Source organism: Cupriavidus sp. HMR-1 (assembly GCF_000319775.1).
Lineage (GTDB): Bacteria > Pseudomonadota > Gammaproteobacteria > Burkholderiales > Burkholderiaceae > Cupriavidus > Cupriavidus metallidurans.
The window spans coordinates 1-19,346 of the sequence record NZ_ANKP01000269.1 but is presented as its reverse complement, the minus strand read 5'-3'; the positions used below and the strand labels follow the sequence as shown (position 1 = coordinate 19,346).

Genomic DNA, 19,346 nt, shown 5'->3' with positions numbered 1-19,346 from the left:
GGCCGGTGGGCACGCCCTGGGCGCGGGCCATGCGCGGGTTGGCGCCGGTGGCGCGCATCGCCAGGCCAAGTTGCGACGAGAAGAACCAGTCCAGGCCAACCTTGGCGATCACGACCACCACGAACAGCACTACCGGGCGCAGCACGTAGTCGGGCATCCATTCCGGCTGCAGGATCGTGAAGATGGTCGGTTCGGTGATCAGGGGCACGTTCGGGCGGCCCATGACGCGCAGGTTGATCGAGTACAGCGCGATCATCATCAGGATACTGGCCAGCAGATCCATGATCTTGAGTCGCACGTTGAGCCAGCCCGTGATGAAACCGGCCAGCGAGCCGGCGATGATGGCGGCCACCGTGGCGGTGAACGGGTCGTGCCCGGCCGAGATCAGCGTGGCAGCCACGGCGCCGCCCAATGGGAAGCTGCCGTCGACGGTCAGGTCGGGGAAATTGAGGATGCGGAAGGAAATCAGCACCCCGAGCGCTACGAGACTGAAGATCAGGCCGATCTCGAGGGCGCCCAGAAGGGAAAAGAGGGACATTGGGGGAAATCCTGTTGCTAGCCCGACCGGTTTGGCCCGGGTAGGGCCCTGGGGGCGCTCAAGGCCGCGCTCGTTGGGTAGGGGGCGCGGCCTCTTTGGGTCTTACTTGATGACGGTCTTGGCTTCCTTGATCAGGTCCGGCGACAGGGTGACGCCTTGCTTCTCGGCGGCGCCCGTGTTCACGAACAGCTCAAGGTTGTCGGAGGTTTGCGAAGCAATCGCGCCCGGCTTTTCACCCTTCAGGATGCGCAGCACAACCTTGCCGGTCTGGTGGCCCAGATCACCGTAGTTGATACCCAGGGCGGCGATGGCGCCACGCTTCACGCTGTCGGTGTCCGAAGCCACCAGCGGGATCTTCGATTCGTTGGCCACCTTGACCAGCGATTCATACGCGGACACGACGTTGTTGTCGGTGTTCGTGTAGATCACGTCCACCTTGCCGATCAGGCTCTTGGCGGCCGGGCCGATGTCCACGGTACGCGGCGCGGCGGCTTCCTTCAGGGTCAGGCCTTCCTTGGCCAGCAGTGCCTTCAGTTCCTTGACCACCACCACCGAGTTGGCTTCACCCGGGTTGTAGACCATGCCCACGTTCTTGGCCTTGGGCACCACGCGCTTGATCAGGGCGACCTGCTTGTCCAGCGGCAGCTTGTCCGACACGCCGGTTACATTGGTGCCCGATGCGCCCCAGCTCTTGACCAGCTGAGCAGCCACCGGATCGGTCACGCCCGAATACACCACGGGGACGGACTTGGTGGCAGCCACCACGGCCTGCGCCGACGGCGTGGCAATGGCCACGATCACGTTCGGCTGGTCACCCACGAACTTGCGGGCGATCTGGGCGGCCGTGCCGGTGTTGCCCTGGGCGCTTTGGTATTCCCACTTCAGGTTCTTGTCGGCGTCGTAGCCGTTGGCCTTCAGTTCGTCGCGCACGCCGTCACGAATGGCGTCGAGTGCCGGGTGATCCACGATCGACAGGACCTTCACAGTCTGGGCCTGCACGGCGCCGCCGTAGAGCAGAGCCAGCGCGACTGCGCTGCCGAGGATGGTTTTGGTGGATGCCTTGAGACGCAGCATGTATTTGTTCTCCCCCGAGGGTTCGGTGCTTTAGATCAGCCGCAAAAACGTGACCGCCGTCCTGACAGTAAGCCTGCTGGCACTGGAAACATGTCAGGCAGGGTGACCCGGTCGGTCCGCGTGCGGGCGCGCTGCGCCCGGCGGCAGGTGCGGGCGCGCGCGCGGTCGCAACGGATACGACGGCGCGAAGGCTCGCAGCATACCATTTTCACCGCCTGGATGGCTCGCTTTTAATGCCGCACCGCGCCATATCCTGCTGAAAAACACCTCTACCGGGGAGGTGCACCGCAAATTATTGCGCCGGATTGTGGATTTCGGCGTGAATGCGCTCAACGGCCGACAGCACCTCGGCTGAAAGTGCGGTGTCCAGGGCGTCTACGTTTTCTTTAAGTTGCGCAAGGCTCGTGGCGCCGATGATCGTGCTGGCGATAAACCAGCGCGAATAGCACCATGACAGTGCCAATGTGGCGCCCGACATCCCGTGCGCGCGGGCGAGTTCCTGGTAGCGCGCCGCGGCCGCCATCGTCTCGGCTCGCATGTAGCGCGGGCTCCAGTCAGGGGAGAAGCGCGTCAGCCGGCCAACGGCGTCGGGGTTGAATACGGGGTGGTTTGCATCACCGGTCAGGTACTTGCCGGTCAACTGGCCGAACCCGAGCGGGCTGTACGCCAGCAGGCTGACCTCGGTGCGGAAGCAGGTCTCGTCCAGCCCCTGCTCGAAGCTGCGGTTGACGAGGTTGTACGGGTTCTGGATCGTGGCGATGCGGGGCAGGCCATGCCGCTCGGCCACATTGACGAACTCCGTCACGCCCCACGGCGTTTCGTTTGACACGCCGACGTAGCGGATCTTGCCGGCCCGCACCAGGTCGCCCATCGCTTCGAGTTGTGCCTCAATTGTTGCGCACTGCCGCTCAGCTTCGGGGTTGAAGCGCTTCTGGCCGAAAATCGGTGCGTTACGCGCCGGCCAATGAATCTGGTAGAGGTCGATGTAGTCGGTCTGCAGCCGCTTGAGGGAGTCTTCGACCGCAGCGCGGATACTGTCTGGCGTCAGATCGCCGCCATTGCGTATCCACGGGTTGCGCGCCGGGCCGGCCACCTTGCTGGCGAGCACGACGCGATCACGCGGCTGCTTCTTCAGCCAGGTGCCGATGATGCGCTCGGTGCTGCCGTACGTCTCGGCGCGCGGCTTGACCGGGTACATCTCGGCGGTGTCGATGAAATTGATGCCCCGCGAGAATGCGTAGTCGAGCTGGCTATGGCCTTCGGCCTCGGTGTTCTGCTCGCCGAAGGTCATCGTGCCCAGGCAGATGCGCGAGACTTCGAGGTCGCTGCGGCCGAGTCGGATCTTTTTCATGGTGTTTCCCTGGATCGTGTCGGCCGACAGAATGCCTGAAATCCGCTATCGGCGCAGGGCGCTGGCGCACTCGCGTACCAGCGTCGGCCCGCGATAAATCAGGCCGCTGTAGAGCTGCACGAGCTGCGCGCCGGCATCGATCTTGGCGCGCGCATCGGCGCCGTTGAAGATGCCGCCTACACCGATGATCGGCAGCGCGTCGCCAATGACTTCGCGCAACGCGCGAACCACGCGCGTGGAGGCTTCGAACACCGGCCGGCCGGACAGACCGCCCGCTTCCTCTGCATGAGGCAGGCCCTTCACGGCGTCGCGCGAGATCGTCGTGTTTGTGGCGATCACGCCGTCGATCTTGTGGCGCACCAGCGCATCGCCGATGTTGCGAACCTGGTCATCGTCGAGATCGGGAGCGATCTTGAGCGCCACGGGCACGTAGCGCTTGTGCTGGTCGGCCAGGCGCTGCTGGGCGGCCTTGAGTGTGGACAGCAGGCTATCGAGTTCGCTGGCGCCCTGGAGCTGGCGCAGGTTCTTGGTGTTAGGCGATGAGATATTCACCGTGACATAGCTTGCGTGCGGATAGACGCGCTCAAGACAGTACAGGTAATCGTCTGCCGCGCGCTCGATCGGCGTATCGGCGTTCTTGCCAATATTGAGCCCCAGCACACCGCCTTCGGCCTTCCAGCGGGATGCCTGGACGTTCCGGATGAATGCATCGACGCCCCCGTTGTTGAAGCCCATGCGGTTGATCAGCGCGTCGGCCTGCGGCAGTCGGAACATGCGCGGGCGCGGGTTGCCCGGCTGCGCCCGAGGTGTGACCGTACCGACTTCGATGAAGCCGAAGCCGAATGCCGCCAGGCCATCGATATACGCGCCATCCTTGTCCAGGCCGGCCGCCAGGCCGACCGGATTCGGAAAGCGAACGCCCATGACCGTGCGCGGGTCGTCGGCGATGCTGTTGCCGATGCATCCGGCCAGCCCCATGCGCTTGGCGCGCATCAGGTTATTGAGCGTGAAATGGTGGGCGTCCTCCGCATCCATGGAAAACAGGGCGGGGCGCAGCAGGGGGTAAAGCGCGTTGAGCACGAGGGTGGGGCGCGGCCAGGGCCGGCGAGGAGTCTGAACCAAGGCGGCATTGTAGCGCCTCCTGCGTCCGTTCTTACTCCAGGGCTGGGCCGGGTGCAGGTTGCCCGGATGCCTCCGCCGGAGCCTCGAAGGTGTGCCACTGATTGCCGGTGAGTACCTGCAATGGCTGAAAGCGTGCCTTGTAGGCCATCTTGCGGCTGTCGGCAATCCAGTACCCGAGGTACAGGTGGGGCAGGCCAAGCTCACGGGTCTGGTTGATCTGCCACAGGATGTTGTAGGTCCCGTAGCTCGCGCCCACGATCAGGGGGTCGTAGAACGTGTAGACGGAGGACAGGCCATCGTCGAGCACGTCGATCATGCTGACCATGCGCAGGCGTCCCGCTTCCGGGGATCCCGGTGGTTCACGAAACTCCACCAGACGGGAGTTCACACGGCTCTGCAGCAGGAACTGCTCGTACTGGTCGCGGCTGTCCTGGTCCATGCCGCCGCCGGCATGGCGCATCGACTGGTAAAGCAGATACAGCGAGTAATGCTCCTCGACGTAGGTGAGCGGCGCCACGAGGGTCTGAAGGCCCTGATGGTCTCGCCATGCGCGGCGCTGGCTGCGATCGGGTCTGAACTGCTCGACCAGCACCCGGCATGGCGTGCAGGCGCGGCATTCGTCGCAATAGGGGCGGTAGGTGAAGATGCCGCTGCGCCGGAAGCCAGCCCGTACCAGCCGTGAGTAGACGTCGGCATTGATCAGGTGCGCCGGCGTGGCCACCTGAGAGCGTGCCATGCGGCCTTCGAGGTAGCTGCAAGCGTAGGGCGCCGTCGCATAAAACTGCAGCGCGGAAAGCGGGAGTTCCTTCAGCTTGCTCATGGCGTCGGAGATGGACGGGGGCTTGTCTGGCAGTCTATCAGAGCGGGCCGGCGCACGTCTGCAAGGCAATGCCGTGGCGTGCTGCCGAGGTGAGGCACCATTTTGAGATTCCTCGCATGGTGCGACGGATGGCGGACGCCTAGCATGTGAGTCATCTGACACAGCGGAGAATTTGCAATGACAGCCATGGTCATTCAGGCAGAGACTATCGAGCGCAGCGTCGCAGACGCCAGCACCCACGGGCCACGTGAATCGCGGCCGTCCAGGATCACGGAGATCGCCGCCTTGATCGCGGCGATCGCTGCTGGCGGCGCGACACTGGTCGCGGTGATGAGCTATCAGAATGCGATCATGGAGGAAAAGCTCACGGCTGCGGTGAGTCCACTTGCCATGTCGATCATTGAGATGGATAAGCGCCTCACTACCTCGATCGGCGAAATGGACAAGCGGCTCACTACGTCGATCGTGGAGATGGACAAGCGGCTCACCAATTCAATTGGCGAGATGGACAAGCGGCTTACCAATTCGATTGGTGAGATGGATAAGCGACTCACGGGGCGGCTGGACCAGGTCGATCGACGCCTGCATCAGATGGATCAGCGAATTGATCGGATCCAGGTGAGCAGACGAAATGTCCCGTAGCCGCGCGTACGTGGGGGGCTGCAGCGTGGGCAATCGCCGGGTACGGGTCGAGGGGGCGCTGATACCAGTGTGGGCACGTGACGCCGACACTTGTCCCCGATGATCCGTGCAATCAGAGTCCGGTACTTGCCTGTGACGTCCAGCGCGTCAGTTCAGATTTGTCAAAACGCCAGGGCGAGATATTGGCTTCGGCAGCCGTCTGGCGAACGTGTGCAATGAACTGCTCGCGAGGGATTGGCTCTGCGCCGAGCGAGGCGAGGTGATCGGTCTCCTGCTGGCAGTCGATCATGGTCACGCCGTGGCGTTCCAGGAATCCGCATAGCGCCGCAAGGGCGATCTTCGACGCATCCGTGCGGTGGGCGAACATCGACTCGCCGTAGAACATGCGCCCCAGGGCCACACCGTAGAGACCGCCAACGCGTTCGCCGCGATACCAGGTCTCGACAGAGTGCGCGAGTCCGAGGCGATGCAGGCTGCCGTACGCTGCGACGATGTCGTCCGTGATCCAGGTGCCGAGCTGGCCATCGCGTGGGGTCATTGCGCAAGCCTGCATCACGGCGACGAAATCGTCATCGACGCGAATTTCCCAGTCGGGGTCCCGCAGGATGCGACGCAGGGTCTTCCGTAGCGACACCGATATCTTCAGCCCATGCGGGGCCAGCACCATTCGCGGGTCCGTGCTCCACCACAAAACGGGCTGGCCCTCCGAGTACCAGGGAAAGATGCCCTGTCGATAGGCTAGAAGCAGACGCTGCGGTGAAAGATCGCGGCTGGCCGCAAGGAGCCCCGGCGCGTCACTTGCTGGCCCGAGCGCGCGCTCGACCGGTGGAAACGGGTCCTGCGGGTCGAGCCAGGTGATCATGCTCTGAGGCTGGGGTTGTGGCTGGAATCGCGGGAAGCCTGCGGGTTGGGCGCCGCTTTTTACGGCGTGACCGTGGCGCGGCTGGTCAGCGGGCGCATCGGCTTGTCGATGTCGAGTGTATGCAACCGGAAGCTGCTATCGGCGATCCTGCCGGCAGCGCGGTCGGCGAAGAAGCAGCGCAGCGTGTGGATGACCGTGGGGAATGCCAGATCGTCCCAAGGCACATCGGCTTCGTCGACGAGCTTGACCTCGAGGCTTTCTTCGCCCGGGGCTACATCCAGGTCCAGCAGGCGGGCCAGATAGAAAAGATGCACTTGATGCACGTGTGGCACGTTCAGCATCGAGAACAGTTCACCCACTTCCACGCGGGCGCCGGCTTCCTCCAGCGTTTCGCGCGAAGCGGCTTGTGCGGTGGTCTCGCCAATTTCCATGAACCCCGCCGGCAGCGTCCAGAAGCCATAGCGCGGCTCGATTGCGCGTTTGCAGATCAGGATCTTGTCTTCCCACACCGGGATCGTGCCCACGACATTGCGCGGATTCACATAGTGGATGGTGCCGCAGCTATCGCACACGCTGCGCGGGCGGTTGTCGCCTTCAGGCACGCGCAAAACTACCGCATGGCCACAGTTCGAGCAGAATTTCATGAGGGAAGCATTCGGGAGGAATGGCGCCAAGTGTATCACCGCGCCGGGGCGCTTCTGTATGGCCCCTGCCGTCCGGCACGTCATGCAAAGCGTGTGCGCCATGGCAAACAAAAAACCCGCCAATAGGCGGGTTTGCTGTGCGACGGTCGGTTGGTTGCGGGGGCAGGACTTGAACCTGCGACCTTCGGGTTATGAGCCCGACGAGCTGCCAACTGCTCCACCCCGCGTCCGTCGAAGCTGTGATTATAGGTGAGTCGTTGACGCAATGCAACAGAAACATCCGAATAATTGCGGAGACACGCTGGATGGCCTGCTGACAAGGGTTAGATCGTTGCGATTGGCAGTCGGTTCAGGGTGTGGACGGACTTTCGCTTGTGCGCTGCCGTAGGGCATCCCACCAGGCACCTTCGAACTCGAAACTGTCGCGTTGCTGCAGGTCGTCGCGTTGCCACATCACGCGGTCGCGGCGTACGGTCAGCATCCAGGTAGTGGTGGCTAGCGGCTCGGGCACGTCGAAGGCGCGGGGAGTGAGGATGGCGGCGCAAGCGCCGTGCACGGGGTCACGCGCCGATGTGTACCGGATCATGCCGATGCCTGCTTCGCGCGCGGTGCGCCCGAACGCCTGACATTCGTCATGCTGGTTGGCGTCGGTCCAGCGCGCGCCGTCTTCCACAAACGGCGGCGTATCGAGTGCCACGCCGTCGGTCTTCACGCTGACCTGGAACAGGGTTTGCGCGCGCGCATCGATGCGCGGCAACGCCGGACTGTCCTGCAGGAACCGCCAGCGCCAGAATCCAAGCTCCGCGCAGGCCGTGCGAATGGCTTCGGCGCCATAGAACACACCGATGTCCTGAGGGCCGCGAAAGCGTGAGCCCTCGGCGGCGGGCGGGTAGCGGAACGGCGTGTAGATCAGATAGTGCAGATGCCGCGCATCGAGTGGCACGACGGGCTTGCCGGCGTCGAGGACGGCCTCCAGCACGGCCTGCTCCTCGAGCGTGTCGACCAGCGGCATGGTCGACACCACGTGTTGCGCTTCTACCGCCCGCCAGAGCCTGAGCGCGAACGGCTTGCGCTCAGATGCGACCGCGGGTGGCGTCCAGGTAGTGAACGACACGTACGATGCCCTCCGTTGTGCGGATCAGTTCGAGCGGCTTGCCGCCGAGTGCGAGATTGTCGTGGGTCAGCCAGAGCCGCGCCTGTTCCTCGTGGCCAAGGATGGCATCGAGCGAGCGGAACAGGCGCACGAACAGGACGGCGAACTCCCATTCCTTGCGATGGGCGTCGAGCACGTAGCCGCCCGAGGCCATGCGCGAAACCGAAGCGGTGCTGATCCCCAGCACGCTGGCCACGATGGCCTGGCTGATGCCGAGAAAGCCAGCCGCGCGCATCACGGCCTTGGTGAGCGTTACGCCAGGATCGGGGGCACTTCCGGGGTCCGGCGTCGGAATCTGACCAGATTGCATCGCCTATGCTCCTGTTTCTTGAGAAACATTATAGGCACCCGGTTTCAGAAGGGAAGCTGCAAATGGTGTTGATTCCTGTGGTGATTCCGTTTCCCGATCCCGTTCCTAATACGTTTCGATATGCAGGCGACCTTCGGCACGCAGACGCGGCTCGATGTCCTGCCACGACTGACCCGACGTGGCGCAGACCTCGGCGAATGCATCCAGCACGCCTTCCTCCATCCCCTTGAGTCCGCAGATGTAGATATGACCATGCGGGTCCGCCAGCAACGCGGCCACCTGGGCCGAGGCCTCGCGAATGGCGTCCTGCACATACCGGCGCGGTACCTCCGGATCGCGCGAGAACGCGAAGTGGATGTCCAGGAAGTCCTTGGGTAGCTTCAGCAGCGGGCCAAAGTAGGGCAGTTCCCGCCGATTGCGGGCGCCGAAGAACAGCAGCCGGCGACCGCTGAAGTGGTCCATGTTGCGGCGCATACGCTCGGTCATTGCCCGCATCGGCGCGGACCCGGTACCGGTGCAGATCATCATCACGCTCGCTTCGCGGTGGTTCGGCATCAGGAATGTGCTGCCGAACGGCCCGACCACCTGCACCGGGTCGCCCTTGGCCAGGTCGCACAGGAAGTTCGACGCCACGCCGCGCACTGGGTTGCCATCGTGATCGGTGTCCACGCGCTTCACGGTCAGCGCGAGGTTGTTGTAACCCGGCCGCTCTCCGTCGCGCGGGCTGGCCACCGAATACATGCGGATGTAGTGCGGCTTTCCGGATGCATCGGTGCCGGGCGGCACGATCCCGATTGCCTGACCTTCCAGCACCGGAAAGAAGTGATTGCCGAAATCGAGCACGATGTGATGGATGTCGCTCGATGCATCCTCGGCGGTCAGCCGGTAGTTGCCGGCCACCGTGGCGGTCACCGGCTCGCGCACGCCGTGCAGGTTGACGTACGGATGCGCGGCCGACCACGGTGCCCTGGATGACGTATGCCGGCTGGTCTCCACCTCCTGAACGGCCACGGATTTGCTGCCGCGCGACGCTTCATCGATGACCTGTCCGGCTGCAGCCGCTGCCTCGATCTCCGCTTCGGGCAGCGGTACCTCTTCCGGCAGTTCGTCCCAGGTCAGCTGGGCTTCGATGGTGTAGGCCTGGCCCTTGAGCATCGTGCGCCAATTGTCGATGGCGCCGGTGGGACAGGGCGACAGGCATGCATTGCACGCATTGCAGACGTCAGCCTTGACTACGTAGTTGCGGTCGTCGTGAGTGATGGCATCTATCGGGCACGTGTCTTCGCAGGTATTGCAGCGAATGCAGATTTCCGGGTCGATCAGATGCTGCTTGATGATGTCGGCGGCGCCCATGGTCGTCAGCCTCGCTGGATAGGTCGTCAGTTGAAACGAACGTACTCGAAATCAACCGGCTGGCGGTTGATGCCAACTGCCGGCGGCGCAATCCAGTTGGCGTACTTGCCGGGTTCTACCACCCTCCCCATCAGCGAAGCCACGTACTTGCGATCTTGTTCCGTCGCCAGCCATTTGTCCTTGTTGGCTTCCCATTCGGCGGTCGTCAATACTTCGCCGGTGGGCGACACGTGCAGGTTCGCGAAGGTGCCGATCTTGCGGTTGAACGCCTTGTGCGGCACGGTCAGGCGGAACGCGATGCCCGCTTTCTCGATGACCTTGTTCCAGCGCGCCACGCCGCCCATGGAGTCTTTAATGTAGTCGTCGCGCAGCACCTCGTTCAACGCATTCAGCATCGGCACCTCACGCTCGGTCAGCTTGCCATCCCGGACGTCGAGGATGCGGTACACGTCGCCCTTGAGCAAGTGGTCATCGTCGCGCTTGCCTTCGTCGAAGCGACCCTTGAGGCCGGCGCTGTAGAACGTGGCGGCGTTGGAAGACTGGTCCGCCCCGAACAGGTCGATCGTGACGCTGTAGTGGAAGTTCAGGTAGCGCTGGATCGTTTCCAGGTCGATCACGCCAGCGGCGCGCACGTCCGCCGGGTCCTGGATGTCGCGCTCGCGCATGACCTCGCAGGTACGCTGGATCACTCGCGAGACGCCGGACTCCCCCACAAACATGTGGTGTGCTTCCTCGGTCAGCATGAAGCGCGTGGTCCGCGCAAGCGGGTCAAATCCGGACTCAGCCAGCGCGCAGAGCTGGAACTTGCCGTCGCGATCGGTGAAGTAGGTAAACATGAAGAACGCCAGCCAGTCCGGGGTCCGCTCGTTGAACGCGCCCAGGATGCGTGGATTGTCCTCGTCACCCGAGCGGCGGCCCAGCAGCGCTTCCGCTTCCTCACGGCCGTCGCGACCGAAATGGCGGTGTAGCAGATAGACCATGGCCCACAAGTGTCGGCCTTCTTCCACGTTGACCTGGAACAGGTTGCGCAGGTCATAGAGCGACGGCGCGGTCAGGCCCAGATGGCGTTGCTGCTCCACCGATGCCGGTTCCGTGTCACCCTGCGTGACGATGATGCGGCGCAGATTGGCGCGGTGTTCGCCCGGGACTTCCTGCCAGGCCGCTTCACCCTTGTGCTCGCCGAAGTGAATCCGGCGATTGGGATCCGCCGGCTGCAGGAAGATGCCCCAGCGATAGTCGGGCATCTTCACGTGCTCGAAGTGCGCCCAGCCTGACGGATCGACGGAGACCGCAGTGCGCAGGTAGACATCGAAGTTGTGCGAGCCGTCCGGCCCCATGTCACGCCACCAGTCCAGGAACGCCGGCTGCCAGTGTTCGAGCGCGCGCTGCAGCGTGCGGTCCTCGGAGAGGTTCACGTTGTTCGGAATCTTCTGGCTGTAGTCGATGCTCATTGCGGGTCTCCTTTTATATTTGCCGTCAGATCGGACAGTCGTCAGACCCGATCCCAGTCGAAGCGTGCCTTGTTGCCGGTGCCGAATACCTTGAGCGCGCCGTGTTCGCCGACCGCGTTGGGCCGGTTGAAGATCCAGTTCTGCCAGGCCGTCAGGCGGCCGAAAATGCGCGTTTCCATCGTTTCTCGCCCGCCGAAGCGCAGGTTGGCTTCCAGGCCGGTCAGGGCGTCGGGGGACAGGCTCGCGCGTTCCTCGGTGGCAATACGGATTTCGTCTTCCCAGTCAATGTCGTCGAGCGCGGCCGTGATCAGGCCAACGGCTTCGGCGGCGGGGCCGTCGAGCGGCTTGCCGGCCTGTTCGCGCACGGCGGCGATGGCGTTGGCATCTTCATAGAAGCGTGCGGCCAGGCGCGTCAGGCCGTTCGGCATCGGATAGCGGCCGAAGTTGGCAACGTCGGCATGAACGCGGGGAGCTTCGTCCGGCGTGTCGGGCAGTTGCAGCATGTAGGCGCGGTCCGCGGCCAGCACCAGTTCCAGCAGCGTGCCGGCAAAGCAGGAGCCCGGTTCCACCAGCGCGAACAGGCTGCGCGACGACACATCCAGGCGCGCCAGCGTGCGGCGCAGCATGCCGATCGTCTCGCGCGCGAACCAGTGGCTGGCATGGGCATCCATCAGCGCATCGGCCGCCAGCACTTGGGCGGCATCGCCGGTGGTCTTGAGGATCCACATGCCGATATCGAGATGATTGGTGCGCAGCGTCAGGATGGCGTCGTCCAGTTCGCGTGCCATCTTGAGCGGCCACCACTGGGCGCCGGCGGCGAGGATGCCGGCCAGATCCCGGGGCTGACCGGCGTCGGGCGCCGACACGGTGATCGTTGCGCGGCGTGACTCATGGTCGATGTCGACGCGAACGGTTTCGTACCGATAGCCTTCGGCGGTCACGGCGCGCGTCAGTGGCGTCAGTCTCACGCCCTGTGTATCGGCAGGGCGGTCGCTCTGGGCGGCCAGCGCCTGCGCGCGTTCGCGCACGTATTCGGCAAAGCGTGCGGGTTTCACCACCTCGTCGACAAGCTTCCAGTCCTTGGCGCGTTGCCCGCGCACCCCTTCGGTGGTCAGGCAGAAGATGTCGGCGTGGTCGCGGCGCACATGGCGCTTGTCGGTGACGCGCGTCAGGCCGCCGGTGCCCGGCAGCACGCCCAGCAGCGGCACTTCGGGCAGGCTCACGGCCGAGGAGCGGTCGTCAACCAGCACGATCTCGTCGCAGGCCAGCGCCAGCTCGTAGCCGCCGCCCGCCGTGGTGCCGTTGCAGGCGGCGATGAACTTGATGCCCGAGTGGAGGCTGGCGTCCTCGATGCCGTTACGGGTCTCGTTCGTGAACTTGCAGAAGTTGACCTTCCACGCGTGGCTGGACTTGCCGAGCATGAAGATGTTGGCGCCCGAGCAGAAGATGCGATCTTTCGTGCTCGTCATCACCACGGTGCGCACTTCCGGATGTTCGAAGCGAATGCGCTGCAGGGCATCGTGCAGTTCGATGTCGACGCCCAGATCATAGGAGTTCAGCTTTAGCGCATAGCCAGGGCGCAGTCCGCCTTCCTCGTCGACGTTCATCGCCAGTGTGGCGATGGGGCCCTCGAACGTAAGTTGCCAGTGACGGTATTGCTCGGGATCGCGCTCGAACGTGACGGGGGCGCTGGATGCGATGGGGGCGGTATCCGACATGAGGGCTGTCTCCTTGATGCACTATAGTGCCTTATCTTCTGGCATGAAATATAGTGCATCAGTCGGGGCGATGCAAGATCGCGCAAGCCCGTTGCGAAGAAAAAACTGAGGGGAGGGGTGTCAGGCCCGTGTATGCAGGATCTGCGCCTGCAGCGTGTGCAGTGACGTGGCGGCATCCTGGCCGCTGGTGTCGATCGAGGCGTCCGCGCGCGAATAGAGTGGCGTGCGGGCTTGCAGGATGCGCCGCAGGTCGGTCATCGCCTCGCGGTTGCCTTCCATCGGCCGCATGTCGCCTTGCGCTACCACGCGCGCCATGTGCTCCTCGGGTGACGTGCGTACCCAGATCGTGAAGCACCGCGACAGCAGCAGGTTGAACGTGGCGGGTTCGGAAACCAGGCTGCCCGGCGTGGCCAGCACCATGGTGTCGTTCTCGCGCAGCACGCGCTCCAGCGCGCGCATTTCGTAGCGGCGATACGCGGCCTGGCCGTACAGCGAATGGATCTCGGAAAGGCTCGCGCCAGCTTCCTTTTCGATGGCGGCGTTCAGTTCGACGAACGGCATGTCCTCCGCGGCTGCGAGCGCGCGGCCCAGCGTCGATTTGCCCGCGCCGCGCAGGCCGATCAACGCGATGCGGCGATGGCGGGCGTCACGGGATTCCGTCGGTGACAGCGCGTGCCGCGCGGCTTCCCGCACGCGGGCCAGATCGCTCGCCGGCAGTTGTGCGAGCCACTGAATCAGTTGCGAGAACTCTGTGGCGCGAGGGTTGCCCGCGCCGCCCGCGTCGGCATGGCCGTCGACCTCCGCCAGCACCACGGGCAGTGGCACGTCCAGCGCGTTGGCGACCTGCCGCAACAGCAGCACCGATGCATTGCCGGTGCCGGTTTCGAGATTGGCGAGATAGCGTTCCGATACGTCCGCGCCGCGCGCCAGATCCTTGCGCGACATGCCGCGTGCCGCGCGCAGTGAGCGGATGCGCTCACCCAGATGCGTGAGATACGGGTCCCGTTCTCCGGCCGCGCGGTTGTCCGGGCGGCCTTCGGCGGTCATAAGCGGATCGGGGTCGCGGCGCATGGTTCAGGGCGGTTGGGGTTCCACAATCAGAGCGGCGGCATTATACGTGCAGGAAAGTGCGCGGCGGATCCGTGCCTCTGCGGTCATATAGTGCATACCCTTGCTTGCATAATAGACGATATGCAATAAAATGCATCGCACATCGTCGGCAACCTCTCCTGGCTGTCGGCACAAAAAGACAAACCTGCTGGATGCCATGCCGCGCGCAGTGTTGTTCGAGAACGCCGGATGGCCAGAGGAGTGGAGACATGACGCCCCCGATCTCGAGCGTTGGCCAGGCCGGCTGCGCCGCCGCATCGACCGACCCCCATGCCGAAACGGCGATTGCCGCGTTGCCGCCGCGCTATAACGCCGCCGAGGATTTGCTGACACGCAACCTTGTCGCAGGACGGGGCGTCAGGACGGCATACATTGATGACGCGGGCAGTCTGACTTTCGCCGAACTCGACGAGCGCTGCCGCCGTTTCGCCGGCGCGCTGGTGCGGGCGGGCTTCCGCCGCGAGGAACGTGTACTGCTCTGCGCGTTCGATACGATCGATTTTCCCACCGTGTTTCTTGGTTGCCTGCTTGCCGGCGTGGTGCCGGTGGCGGTCAATACGTTGCTGACCACCGAGGACTACGCCTACATGCTGGAGCACAGCGGCGCGCGGGCGGTGGTGGTCTCGGCGCAATTGCTGCCGACGATGCGCGCGGCAATGACCAAGGCGGGTGTCACACCGGATCTGATCGTGGCCGCGCCGCATACCGAGGATTCGGCCAACGCGGCCAACACAGTCAGCGCCATGGCGGCGAGCGCGCCGCCGTTGGCGCAATCCGTCGCAACCGGGCCCGACGATATGGCGTTCTGGTTGTACTCGTCCGGGTCGACCGGTCGGCCCAAGGGCACGGTCCACACGCATGGCAACCTGTTTCACACCGCCGACCTCTATGCGCGTCGCGTGCTGGGCATCCGTGAGGACGACACCGTGTTCTCGGCGGCCAAGCTGTTCTTTGCCTATGGGCTCGGCAACGCGCTGACGTTTCCGCTGGCGGTGGGCGCCACGACGATCCTGATGGCCGAACGGCCAACCCCGCAGGCCGTGTTCCAGCGACTGACCACCCATCGTCCCACTGTGTTCTGTGGGGTGCCCACGCTGTTCGCCGGTATGCTCGCCTCGCCAGATTTGCCGCCGCGCGCCGATGTGGCGATGCGTGTGTGCACGTCAGCAGGTGAGGCACTGCCCCAGGACATCGGCAACCGCTTTCTCGAGCATTTCGGGTGCGACATCCTCGACGGCATTGGTTCCACCGAGATGCTGCACATCTTCTTGTCGAACCGGCCAGGCGAGGTGCGCTATGGCACCACGGGCAAGCCGGTGCCGGGCTACGAATTGAAACTGCTCGACGAGCGAGGCGAGCCCTGCGCGCCCGGCGAAGTTGGGGACCTCTATATCAAAGGCCCATCGGCCGCGCTGATGTACTGGTGCAATCGCGAGAAGAGCCGCGACACGTTCGTTGGCGCCTGGACGCGCAGCGGTGACAAGTACGTGTGCGACGCCGACGGCTATTTCACCTACGCGGGCCGCAGCGATGACATGCTCAAGGTCGGCGGCATCTACGTTTCGCCATTCGAGGTGGAGGCCGCGCTGGCCCTGCATCCGGCGGTGCTCGAGGCCGCGGTGATCGGCGTGGCCGATGCGGACGACCTGATCAAGCCGAAGGCGTTCGTGGTGATGCGGCCGGGCCAGCAATGGCACGAAGGCATGGCCGCGGAACTGCAGGCGTTCGTGAAGTCCCGCCTCGCGCCGTACAAGTATCCGCGGCAGATCGAATGTGTCGAAGAGTTGCCCAAGACCGCCACTGGCAAGATCCAGCGTTTCCGGCTGCGCCAGCGCGAGGAAGCCGCACGGCAGCGCTGACATGCATACCGACATCGTTCAGATTCCGTTCGACGGACGCAGGATCGACATCGAGTACCAATGGCTGCGCGCGGACCGGATGACGCGGCCGCTCGTGGTCTTCCTGCATGAGGGGCTGGGCTCGATCAGCATGTGGCGGGACTTTCCGCGCCAGTTCTGCGAAGCCGGTGATTTCCGTGGGCTTGTATTTTCGCGCTATGGCTACGGTGGCTCCACGCCGCGCCCGCATGCAGAGAAATGGGGCGTCGATTTCATGCACCGGCAGGCGCGGGAGGCGGTGCCGGCCTTGTTCGAGGCGCTGGATATCGGGCCGGGTCGCCGCCATGGCAAGCCGTGGCTGCTCGGACACAGCGACGGCGGGTCGATCGCGCTGATTCATGCGGCGAGCTTTCCGGATGCGGTCGATGGCCTGACGGTGCTGGCGCCGCACATCATCGTTGAAGACCTGTCCGTGCGCAGCATCGCCGTCACGCGCGAGACCTATCTGCAGACAGATCTACGCGAGAAGCTCGCGCGTCACCACCATGATGTCGATTCGGCATTCTGGGGATGGAACGACATCTGGCTCAACCCCGACTTCCGCCGCTTCGACCTGCGCCCGTTGTTGGCCGACATCCGCTGCCCAGTGCTGGCGGTACAGGGCGAGGACGACGAGTACGGCACGATGGAGCAAATCGAGGGTATCCAGCGATATGCGCCGCAGACGGTGCTGCTTAAACTCGCGCGGTGTGGACATTCGCCGCACCGGGACCAGTCCGGCGCATTGACGGCGGCAGCCGTGGCGTTTATAAACACACATACTTCAAATATAAAATAATTGGCCCTGACGGCAGGAACGCTGCCGTACCGCGGGCCAAATGGCTTGAAACCAAAGGCTTCAGACCACCAGGGAGGAGACCCCCATGCATCGCAATGCATCGCGCAGGCTATTGCCAGCCTGTCTCGCCGTCGCCACGCTGCTCGCCACGGGGTCCGTGGCACTGGCCCAGAGCGCGCCGGCCACATCCGGCAAGATCAAGGTCGGCTTCATGCTGCCGTACACGGGCACTTATGCCGCCCTCGGCGGGGCCATCGAAAATGGCTTCCGGATGTACGTGCAGGAGCAGGGCGGCAAGCTGGGCGGCCGCGAGGTTGAATACTTCAAGGTCGATGACGAGTCCGATCCGGCCAAGGCGCCGGAGAATGCCACCAAGCTGATCAAGCGCGACCAGGTCGACGTGGTGGTCGGCACGGTTCATTCGGGCGTGCAAATGGGCATCGTCAAGGTGGCCAAGGAAAACAATACGCTGCTGATCATTCCCAATGCCGGCGTGGACGAAGCCACCGGGCCGCTGTGCGGCTCCAACATCTTCCGCTCGTCGTTCTCGAACTGGCAGCCGGGCTATGCAATGGGCCATGTGCTGGCGGATCGCGGCCTGAAGAAGGTGGTCACGCTGACGTGGAAATACGCAGCGGGCGAGCAGTCGGTCAAGGGCTTCAAGGAAGCGTTCGAAGCCAAGGGCGGCAAGGTGGTGAAGGAGTTGAGCCTGCCGTTCCCGAATGTCGAATTCCAGGCGTTGATTACCGAAGTGGCTTCGATCAAGCCCGACGCCGTGTTCGTGTTCTTCGCCGGCGGCGGCGCGGTCAAGTTCGTCAAGGACTGGCAGGCCGCCGGTCTCAAGGACAAGATTCCGCTGTACGCATCAGGCTTCCTGACCGACGGCACGCTCGAGGCGCAGGGTGCCGCGGCGCAGGGTCTGGAGACCACGCTGCACTATGCCGATGGCCTGACCAATCCGCGCGACAAGAGCTTCCGGCTCGACTACGCCAAGTTGTACAAGCTGCAGCCCGATGTCTACGCGGTACAAGGCTACGATGCCGCGCAACTGCTGGCGGCTGGCGCCAATGCGGTCAAGGGCGACATGTCGCGCAAGCCGGAGGTCATCAAGGCGATGGAAGCCGCGAAGGTGGATAGCCCGCGTGGCGCCTTCACGCTGTCGAAGGCGCACAACCCGGTGCAGGACTTCTATCTGCGCAAGGTCGATGGCCGCGACAACAAGGTCAGCAGCGTCGCCGTGAAGGCGCTGGCCGATCCGGCGCGCGGCTGCCGCCTGTAATCGCACGTTGGAAAGCGGCATCGCGATGGACCTTGTCTCGTTTCTGATTCAGTGCCTGAACAGCGTGCAGTACGGGCTGCTGCTGTTCCTCGTGGCCAGCGGCTTGACGCTGATCTTCGGCATCATGGGCGTGATCAATCTCGCACATGGCAGCTTCTACATGCTGGGGGCCTATCTGGCATTCACGCTGGCCAGCCTGACGGGCAACCTGTTCATTGCGCTGCCGCTCGGCATCGTGCTGGCCGTGCTGTTCGGGTACGTGCTGGAGTGGGCCTTCTTCAGCTACCTGTATCAGCGAGACCATCTGCAACAGGTGCTGATGACATACGGGCTAATCCTGGTATTCGAGGAGTTGCGCAGCATCCTGGTGGGCGACGACGTGCACGGTGTGCAAGTGCCGTCGCTGCTCGACTGGTCGCTGCCGGTGGGCAACGACATGACCTATCCGGTGTATCGCCTGTTCATCTCGGCCGTCTGCCTGTTGGTGGCCGGCGCGATGTACTACGTGATTCGCCGCACGCGCGTGGGCATGATGATCCGCGCCGGCGCCACGAACCGCGAGATGGTGCAGTCGCTTGGCGTCAACGTGACCGTGCTCTATCGCTTCGTGTTCGCGCTCGGCGTGGCCCTGGCCGTGCTGGCAGGCATGATCGCCGCGCCTGTTTCCTCGGTCTACCCGGGCATGGGCGGGCAGGTGCTGATCATCTGCTTCGTCGTGGTCGTGATCGGCGGTATCGGCTCGGTCAAGGGTGCGCTGGTGGCGTCGCTGCTGATCGGCTTCGTCGATACGTTCGGCAAGGTGTTCTGGCAGGATGCGGCTGGCGTGCTGGTCTACCTGCTGATGGCCGTGATCCTGCTGTGGAAGCCCCAGGGGCTGTTCCGCGCGGGCTGAGCAGGAAATCCTGACATGCATTCCGATTCCTTGACACCGCCACGACAGGACATCCGCCGCCCGGGCTGGATGGCGGCCGCTGGCTGGCTGGTGGCCTTGGCCGTGCTCTGCACCATGCCGATGCTGCTGACCGCCGACAGCCACAAGTACTACATCGAGCTGCTCAGCAAGGTCATGATCATGGCGATCTTCGCGCTGTCGCTGCAGCTGCTGATTGGCTACACCGGACTGGTGAGCCTGGGCCACGCCGCCTACTTCGCGATGGCCGCCTATGCCACGGCGATGCTGGCGCCCGAGAGCGGGCCGGGCAATGGCTGGCTGTTGCTGTTCGGCGCCGTGGGCGCGGCGGCC

The 19,346-nt window shown here is 64.2% G+C and carries 17 protein-coding genes, 1 tRNA gene and 2 pseudogenes; 6 read left to right on the top strand and 14 right to left on the bottom strand.

Annotated features, from left to right (window positions below; all coding sequences use genetic code 11):
- The 5 genes and pseudogenes from D769_RS29330 to D769_RS29310 form a co-directional block, all read right to left on the bottom strand.
- Positions 1 to 538 (bottom strand): annotated as a pseudogene (locus tag D769_RS29330) (ABC transporter permease); the annotation flags it as partial.
- Positions 539 to 640: 102 nt separating this feature from the next.
- Positions 641 to 1,612 (bottom strand): ABC transporter substrate-binding protein, encoded by a 972-nt coding sequence (locus D769_RS29325; RefSeq protein ID WP_008652195.1) that lies wholly within the window; start codon positions 1,610 to 1,612, stop codon positions 641 to 643.
- 292 nt (positions 1,613 to 1,904) lie between these two features.
- The gene (locus tag D769_RS29320; RefSeq protein WP_008652193.1) at positions 1,905 to 2,963 is read right to left on the bottom strand and encodes an aldo/keto reductase; all 1,059 of its coding nucleotides are present in this window, start codon (positions 2,961 to 2,963) and stop codon (positions 1,905 to 1,907) included.
- A 45-nt stretch (positions 2,964 to 3,008) separates the two neighbouring features.
- Positions 3,009 to 4,043: a quinone-dependent dihydroorotate dehydrogenase gene (locus D769_RS29315; RefSeq protein WP_008652191.1), complete on the bottom strand. Its 1,035-nt coding sequence runs from the start codon at positions 4,041 to 4,043 to the stop codon at positions 3,009 to 3,011.
- A gap of 73 nt (positions 4,044 to 4,116) precedes the next feature.
- Positions 4,117 to 4,905 carry an arginyltransferase gene (locus D769_RS29310; RefSeq protein ID WP_008652190.1) on the bottom strand — a complete coding sequence of 263 codons (789 nt, stop codon included), beginning with the start codon at positions 4,903 to 4,905 and terminating at the stop codon, positions 4,117 to 4,119.
- Positions 4,906 to 5,082: 177 nt separating this feature from the next.
- Between D769_RS29310 and D769_RS30775 the strand changes: the two genes are divergently transcribed.
- Entirely contained in the window at positions 5,083 to 5,547 is a 465-nt protein-coding gene (locus D769_RS30775; protein WP_008652187.1) for a hypothetical protein, read from the top strand.
- A gap of 112 nt (positions 5,548 to 5,659) precedes the next feature.
- On the opposite strand, the gene aat is transcribed toward D769_RS30775, so the two are convergent.
- From aat to D769_RS29260, 9 genes are all read right to left on the bottom strand, one after another.
- Positions 5,660 to 6,409 carry a leucyl/phenylalanyl-tRNA--protein transferase gene (gene aat / locus D769_RS29300; protein WP_035881945.1) on the bottom strand — a complete coding sequence of 250 codons (750 nt, stop codon included), beginning with the start codon at positions 6,407 to 6,409 and terminating at the stop codon, positions 5,660 to 5,662.
- 59 nt (positions 6,410 to 6,468) lie between these two features.
- The gene (locus tag D769_RS29295) at positions 6,469 to 7,053 is read right to left on the bottom strand and encodes an NUDIX hydrolase (protein WP_008652183.1); all 585 of its coding nucleotides are present in this window, start codon (positions 7,051 to 7,053) and stop codon (positions 6,469 to 6,471) included.
- A gap of 151 nt (positions 7,054 to 7,204) precedes the next feature.
- Positions 7,205 to 7,280 (bottom strand) — tRNA-Met (locus D769_RS29290).
- 122 nt (positions 7,281 to 7,402) lie between these two features.
- Positions 7,403 to 8,167, bottom strand: coding sequence for an RES family NAD+ phosphorylase (locus tag D769_RS29285; protein ID WP_187192283.1), 765 nt, complete (start codon positions 8,165 to 8,167; stop codon positions 7,403 to 7,405).
- Positions 8,127 to 8,516 (bottom strand): antitoxin Xre/MbcA/ParS toxin-binding domain-containing protein, encoded by a 390-nt coding sequence (locus D769_RS29280; RefSeq protein WP_008652179.1) that lies wholly within the window; start codon positions 8,514 to 8,516, stop codon positions 8,127 to 8,129. The genes D769_RS29285 and D769_RS29280 overlap by 41 nt, the downstream gene beginning before the upstream one ends.
- Before the next feature lie 105 nt (positions 8,517 to 8,621).
- Positions 8,622 to 9,869 carry a benzoyl-CoA 2,3-epoxidase subunit BoxA gene (gene boxA / locus D769_RS29275; protein WP_008652178.1) on the bottom strand — a complete coding sequence of 416 codons (1,248 nt, stop codon included), beginning with the start codon at positions 9,867 to 9,869 and terminating at the stop codon, positions 8,622 to 8,624.
- 26 nt (positions 9,870 to 9,895) lie between these two features.
- Positions 9,896 to 11,320 (bottom strand): benzoyl-CoA 2,3-epoxidase subunit BoxB, encoded by a 1,425-nt coding sequence (gene boxB / locus D769_RS29270; protein ID WP_008652176.1) that lies wholly within the window; start codon positions 11,318 to 11,320, stop codon positions 9,896 to 9,898.
- Positions 11,321 to 11,361: 41 nt separating this feature from the next.
- Positions 11,362 to 13,038: a 2,3-epoxybenzoyl-CoA dihydrolase gene (gene boxC, locus D769_RS29265; RefSeq protein ID WP_008652174.1), complete on the bottom strand. Its 1,677-nt coding sequence runs from the start codon at positions 13,036 to 13,038 to the stop codon at positions 11,362 to 11,364.
- 120 nt (positions 13,039 to 13,158) lie between these two features.
- Entirely contained in the window at positions 13,159 to 14,085 is a 927-nt protein-coding gene (locus D769_RS29260) for a helix-turn-helix transcriptional regulator (RefSeq protein WP_234706956.1), read from the bottom strand.
- A 272-nt stretch (positions 14,086 to 14,357) separates the two neighbouring features.
- Between D769_RS29260 and D769_RS29255 the strand changes: the two genes are divergently transcribed.
- From D769_RS29255 to D769_RS29235, 5 genes and pseudogenes are all read left to right on the top strand, one after another.
- Entirely contained in the window at positions 14,358 to 16,007 is a 1,650-nt protein-coding gene (locus D769_RS29255; protein ID WP_008652169.1) for a benzoate-CoA ligase family protein, read from the top strand.
- Position 16,008: 1 nt separating this feature from the next.
- Positions 16,009 to 16,824, top strand: coding sequence for an alpha/beta hydrolase (locus tag D769_RS29250; protein WP_008652167.1), 816 nt, complete (start codon positions 16,009 to 16,011; stop codon positions 16,822 to 16,824).
- An 85-nt stretch (positions 16,825 to 16,909) separates the two neighbouring features.
- Positions 16,910 to 18,103: an ABC transporter substrate-binding protein gene (locus D769_RS29245; RefSeq protein ID WP_008652165.1), complete on the top strand. Its 1,194-nt coding sequence runs from the start codon at positions 16,910 to 16,912 to the stop codon at positions 18,101 to 18,103.
- Positions 18,104 to 18,128: 25 nt separating this feature from the next.
- Positions 18,129 to 18,995 (top strand): branched-chain amino acid ABC transporter permease, encoded by an 867-nt coding sequence (locus D769_RS29240; RefSeq protein WP_008652164.1) that lies wholly within the window; start codon positions 18,129 to 18,131, stop codon positions 18,993 to 18,995.
- Between the two features lie 69 nt (positions 18,996 to 19,064).
- Positions 19,065 to 19,346: pseudogene (locus D769_RS29235) on the top strand (branched-chain amino acid ABC transporter permease); the annotation flags it as partial.

Bases quoted from the DNA above. Each gene is read 5' to 3' on its own strand.
- boxC (WP_008652174.1), bottom strand. From the start codon at position 13,038: ATGTCGGATACCGCCCCCATCGCATCCAGCGCCCCCGTCACGTTCGAG.
- D769_RS29245 (WP_008652165.1), top strand. From the start codon at position 16,910: ATGCATCGCAATGCATCGCGCAGGCTATTGCCAGCCTGTCTCGCCGTC.
- D769_RS29260 (WP_234706956.1), bottom strand. From the start codon at position 14,085: ATGACCGCCGAAGGCCGCCCGGACAACCGCGCGGCCGGAGAACGGGAC.
- D769_RS29325 (WP_008652195.1), bottom strand. From the start codon at position 1,612: ATGCTGCGTCTCAAGGCATCCACCAAAACCATCCTCGGCAGCGCAGTC.
- boxA (WP_008652178.1), bottom strand. From the start codon at position 9,869: ATGGGCGCCGCCGACATCATCAAGCAGCATCTGATCGACCCGGAAATC.
- D769_RS29295 (WP_008652183.1), bottom strand. From the start codon at position 7,053: ATGAAATTCTGCTCGAACTGTGGCCATGCGGTAGTTTTGCGCGTGCCT.
- D769_RS29310 (WP_008652190.1), bottom strand. From the start codon at position 4,905: ATGAGCAAGCTGAAGGAACTCCCGCTTTCCGCGCTGCAGTTTTATGCG.
- D769_RS29240 (WP_008652164.1), top strand. From the start codon at position 18,129: ATGGACCTTGTCTCGTTTCTGATTCAGTGCCTGAACAGCGTGCAGTAC.
- D769_RS29250 (WP_008652167.1), top strand. From the start codon at position 16,009: ATGCATACCGACATCGTTCAGATTCCGTTCGACGGACGCAGGATCGAC.
- D769_RS29320 (WP_008652193.1), bottom strand. From the start codon at position 2,963: ATGAAAAAGATCCGACTCGGCCGCAGCGACCTCGAAGTCTCGCGCATC.
- aat (WP_035881945.1), bottom strand. From the start codon at position 6,409: ATGATCACCTGGCTCGACCCGCAGGACCCGTTTCCACCGGTCGAGCGC.
- boxB (WP_008652176.1), bottom strand. From the start codon at position 11,320: ATGAGCATCGACTACAGCCAGAAGATTCCGAACAACGTGAACCTCTCC.
- D769_RS30775 (WP_008652187.1), top strand. From the start codon at position 5,083: ATGACAGCCATGGTCATTCAGGCAGAGACTATCGAGCGCAGCGTCGCA.
- D769_RS29280 (WP_008652179.1), bottom strand. From the start codon at position 8,516: ATGCAATCTGGTCAGATTCCGACGCCGGACCCCGGAAGTGCCCCCGAT.
- D769_RS29255 (WP_008652169.1), top strand. From the start codon at position 14,358: ATGACGCCCCCGATCTCGAGCGTTGGCCAGGCCGGCTGCGCCGCCGCA.